5 protein-coding genes are annotated in these 4,774 nt (G+C 43.9%); 3 read left to right on the top strand and 2 right to left on the bottom strand.

Going from position 1 to position 4,774, the window contains the following annotated elements:
- The first annotated feature begins 352 nt into the window (after positions 1-352).
- Both arsM and arsS read left to right on the top strand, forming a co-directional pair.
- Positions 353-1,327 carry an arsenosugar biosynthesis arsenite methyltransferase ArsM gene (arsM, locus tag IM509_RS14350; protein WP_185238073.1) on the top strand — a complete coding sequence of 325 codons (975 nt, stop codon included), beginning with the start codon at positions 353-355 and terminating at the stop codon, positions 1,325-1,327.
- Between the two features lie 399 nt (positions 1,328-1,726).
- On the top strand, positions 1,727-2,704 hold the full coding sequence (gene arsS / locus IM509_RS14345; RefSeq protein ID WP_185238072.1) for an arsenosugar biosynthesis radical SAM (seleno)protein ArsS: 978 nt from the start codon (positions 1,727-1,729) through the stop codon (positions 2,702-2,704).
- A gap of 38 nt (positions 2,705-2,742) precedes the next feature.
- Here arsS and IM509_RS14340 read toward each other — a convergent pair whose 3' ends face one another.
- Together IM509_RS14340 and IM509_RS14335 are read right to left on the bottom strand one after the other, a co-directional pair.
- A complete protein-coding gene (locus tag IM509_RS14340) occupies positions 2,743-3,015 on the bottom strand; it encodes a DUF3143 domain-containing protein (protein ID WP_052275248.1) in 273 nt (90 codons plus the stop codon).
- A 5-nt stretch (positions 3,016-3,020) separates the two neighbouring features.
- Positions 3,021-3,515, bottom strand: coding sequence for a J domain-containing protein (locus tag IM509_RS14335; RefSeq protein ID WP_052275249.1), 495 nt, complete (start codon positions 3,513-3,515; stop codon positions 3,021-3,023).
- A gap of 445 nt (positions 3,516-3,960) precedes the next feature.
- On the opposite strand from IM509_RS14335, the gene IM509_RS14330 reads away from it, so the two are divergent.
- Positions 3,961-4,524, top strand: a complete 564-nt coding sequence (locus IM509_RS14330; RefSeq protein WP_052278334.1) for a thylakoid membrane photosystem I accumulation factor — start codon at positions 3,961-3,963, stop codon at positions 4,522-4,524.
- The last annotated feature ends 250 nt before the right edge of the window (positions 4,525-4,774 follow it).

Raw genomic sequence — 4,774 nt, 5'->3', positions numbered from 1 at the left:
CTCAATTGTCTATCTTTTGGTATTAACCTGTTTGTGCCTTAAGTCCTTCCCTGTATGGATTTCAGCTACTTTTGAGCGTAGGCGCTCTCATCGAATTTTATTTTAAGTTAATTATTTGCATAACAATTCCCGAAGAGCCATTAATTACCTGCCCGATCGAGCTAAAACCCTTACGGGGCAATGATCGTCATGTGTAAATAATTTTGCCTAGGTACTTATTTCGAGATCCCGGAGCATCAAGATAAGCTAAGACGAATTTTAACCGCTTATAGGTCAGTAGGAATGCTACGATAGCGTTGGGCGAGGATGTGAAGTCGGTCCTTGAATTGATCAGAGAAAAGGAGTTTAAAGGATGAAAATGACTTATCTGGAAGCTACTGCCAAATTTTACAGCGAAGTGGCCCAAACTCCCGAAGTGGGGCTATGTTGTGTTCAAAGCAGTCCTTTGCAACTAGCGGGGTTAAAAATCCCTGCCATTATGCAGGAGATGAACTATGGTTGTGGCACGACGGTGCAGGCCAATGAATTAGGCAATTCTCCTAGGGTTTTGTATGTGGGTGTGGGTGGTGGTTTAGAAGCACTGCAATTCGCCTATTTTTCCCGTCGTCCGGGGGGAGTGATTGCGGTAGATCCAGTGCCAGAAATGCGTTGGGCAGCCCAAAGAAATCTCAGCGAAGCGCTGCTGGAAAATCCCTGGTTTAGTCTCGATTTTGTGGAAATTAGAGATGGTTCTGCCTTTGAATTGCCGGTGGAGGATGCCTCCGTCGATGTAGTGGCGCAGAATTGTCTTTTTAATATCTTTAAACCAGCCGATTTACAGTTAGCTTTACGGGAAGCTTTTCGCGTCTTAAAACCGGGAGGACGTTTACTGATGAGTGATCCGATCGCCCCTCGTCCAATTCCCGAACATTTGCAAGAAGATCAGCGTTTACGCGCTATGTGTCTATCGGGGGCCTTGACCTACGATGATTATATTCAACAGTTGATCGCTGCTGGTTTTGGTCAGGTAGAAATTCGGGCCCGTCGTCCCTATCGTTTACTGGACTGTCAGAGTTATAATTTAGCCGAGCCGCTCCTCTTAGAAAGTTTAGATTCCGTGGCTTTTAAAGTAGCTATTCCCGAAGATGGGGCCTGTATTTTTACCGGCAAAACTGCTATTTATACTGGTACGGAGGCAATTTTTGATGATGGTGCTGGACATATTTTAGCCAAAGGATTGCCAGTGGCCGTCTGTGATAAAACTGCGAGCAACTTGGCTCGTTTCTCTCCCCAAGATATCCTCATCACCGAGTCCACTTGGCACTATAATGGGGGCGGTTGCTGTTAAAAAAGTACGGTCGAGACAAGTTCGATCCCTCAGTTATCAGTTATCAGGAATTAAATATAAGATGAACGTAGGTTGGGTTGAAGCATGAAACCCAACGCCCGCATAGTTTACGCTACCGCTAACCCATCCTATAAATAATTGTGCCTCCCTACTTATCAGGCTCTTCTGGTTTCTGTGTGGAAACGAGGTCTATACTGATAGAATATCCGCAAAATAGCCCTAAAAGTCTTGCCCGATAAGCATTTCACGACTCCATAAGCAAAAATTATCACACAAAGTCGAGAAGAGCCCTTATCAGTTATCATTGATTAGTTATTGGTCACTGATTACTGTTCACTGATTACTGATTACTGATTACTGATTACTGATTACTGATTACTGTTCACTGATTACTCTCCCATGACTCCTTTTTTCGAGAAACTAAAAACTCCTTTAACTAAGCAAAAAATCTCGGTTCTGCAAATTAATTTGGGAAAAAAATGTAACCTTGCTTGTAGCCATTGTCATGTGGAAGCTAGTCCAGTTCGCTCCGAAGAAATGACTCCAGAAGTGTGCGAACAAATTATCGAACTGATCGCAAGATTTCCCCAAATTAAAACCGTCGATCTGACTGGCGGCGCTCCCGAAATGCTCTACGGTTTTAAACCAATTGTGGAAACCTCTAGAAAAGCGGGAAAAGAGGTAATTGTGCGCTCGAATTTAACTATTTATTTCGAGAAAGGATTTACTGATATTCCTGAATATTGCGCTGGCCATCAGCTGCGGGTGGTGGCTTCTTTACCCTGTTATCTTGCCGATAATGTGGATAAAATGCGCGGTCTGGGAGTCTATGATCGATCAATTGCCGCTTTACAATGGTTGAACCGTCTTGGCTACGCTCAAGAGCCGAATTTGATTGTGGATTTAGTCTATAATCCCCAGATTCCTAAGTCAGATAATTTTTCTCTCACACCGGATCAGGTATCCTTAACACAGGATTACAAAAAGTTCTTGCAAGAACATTTTAATATTTCTTTTAACAATCTGTTTACTATCACTAACCTACCCGTCGGCAGGACGCGCTTCCATCTGGAACACCAGCAACTCTATCAACCCTATCTTCAATTCCTCGAAGACCATTTTAATGGCGATACTGTCGAATATTTGATGTGTCGTAATCAGCTTTCGATCGATTATTTGGGTAATATCTATGACTGCGATTTTAATCAGATGGAGGGTCTGGCCGCTTGCACCAGTCAAGGCCAAAAATTAACCCTGCCGGATTTATTACAAGCGGGTACTTTAGAGCTAATTACAGAGGTACAAACCGCTTCCTATTGCTACGGTTGCACTGCCGGCAGCGGTTCCAGTTGTGGGGGAGCTTTGATTTCAGTCTGAACAAGTGTACTGGAAATAGTCAAAAGTTTGGCCGATGATTAGGGACCAGAAAAAACCGCCGATTCGATATCTTGGCGACTCAGGGAGTATTTAAAAGCGCGATTGATGTCACTGCCGTCATTGGCTGCCCGAAGGTAACGAACGGTGATTTCTTCGATATCGAGGCAGATTTCCGCTTTCCATGTCGGTTTTTCCACAGTCCAACAGTGGACATTCTCGGTATTTTTCCGACAACCTAATTTAACTAGCCATGCTTCGATCGCCGGTAAGGGATGATTATAGAGGGGAGTATCAGCAGTGGGAATCTTCATCGCATCTAAATCAAAAATAATTGGGCTACAGTGACAGCATTCTCTCCTCGAAGCATAGCAATAATCACCGCCAGTAACAAGCAGCCGAGCAGGGTGAGTGCCAAGATAAACAAAGCAAAAATCTCTCCCGAAGATAGGGGCCGATCAGTCGGATCGAGATAGGCGCTACGATTAGCTATGGGTTGATCGCTATCGGGGATGGTTTGGATGACATTCCAGCGCGAGTAACCTATCTGTAAATCATACAGGGAACGGCGATCGGGATTACTCAGGGTGGCATAAGCTTCGTTAAGACGCTGGAATTTAACCTTTGCCACTTCGGGGCTGAGTTCGGTAGTATCGGGGTGGTATCGTTTGCTTAGTTCCCGATAGGCGCGTCGCACTTCGATCACTGAGGCGCTCGGATGTAGTCCTAGAATGGCATAATAGGTATCGGCAAAGTGCGAGTTAGCGGCAATGACTCGCGGGGTAGTTTGGGAATTATCGCGCTCGAAGGTCACAAGATTTTTTACACTAAAAATTGGGTTTAAAGCCTCGCCCTTTTAGGGCGACTTTATGTGATGTATGATATTAAGAATAGCGGGCCGGGTAAGCAACCGCTTAAAAAACCCAGTCATCGCAGGATGAACGCACCTTGAAAACTAGAGTTATGGGGTTCTATAGGGGAATGCTCCTATAGGTAAAAGCTCTAAGCGTCAAGTACCAGAGAAACCAATTATTTTAGAGGTTTTGAACTGTATCGTAGGGCATACGAAAACAGGCTTCTGTAAGGGAGCGAAAGTCTGAGGAGAGAACCACCTCTGGGTGGGATTTCGCCAGGAATCTAATTCAAGTGGACTCGTTGAGCCAGAAATTCTCAGCAGTGATGCTAGAAGAATCCACGTCCGTTTACGGCGTGGGGTATGTCAAACTAAAAATTGTCTTAATATTCTAACCCTGTTGATCATGAAATCTCGTTATCGGCTGCGTCTTCGGATCTGTCTTGTCTTTCTCATTGTTGCTCTGACGAGTTTCTCTCCTTGGCTAACCCCTAGCGCCTATGCGGGAATCGATGACGATCGCCTTGATGGTAATATTTTTGTGGTCTATGCGGGTAATGGTTCCCTCGTACCACCGCGTTTAAATTTAGCGGAAACTTTTCAACGGAAAATTCCGGCTATTATTGTCTATTATCTGGATGATAGTAGCGATTGTAAGCGATTTGCGGCAATTGTCTCCCGTTTTCAAGAGTTTTATGGTCGCGCCGCCAGTATTATCCCCGTAAGTGTCGATTCTATCCCCTTAAAGTCTTCCTATCGTGCCGATGAACCGGGTTACTATTATCGCGGCGGGGTTCCCCAAACAGTGGTTTTAGACCAACAGGGTAAAGTGGTTTATGATGGTTTGGGCAATGTTAAATACGAAGATGTGGATGATGTCTTAAGAAAGGTTTTTGATCTTCTGCCTCGATCAGAATCGGTAGAGTTAAAAAGACGCTCTTTTAACGAGTTTAACGCCGAATTGCGCTAGTTACCTCTTTTTTATCCTCAATTGAACCAAAAATAATCATTTAGAGATGCTGTCAGCAGCGTCTCTATCTTGTTTTTAGGAAAAATAAAATTATTTACCTATTGTTTTTATGGCTCTTCTAGGTTCTGTGTGAGCATGGTATAATAGTAACACAGAACAGGAGGTGGGTTATGTGGATAAATTTTGATCAACTCCTCGATTTACCAAATGCAACAGTGGTCAATTATCAAAAAATTGCTCAGACAATTTT

The organism is Microcystis sp. M31BS1, assembly GCF_020245285.1.
GTDB lineage: Bacteria > Cyanobacteriota > Cyanobacteriia > Cyanobacteriales > Microcystaceae > Microcystis > Microcystis panniformis.
This window is presented reverse-complemented; position numbering and strand designations above follow the sequence as displayed.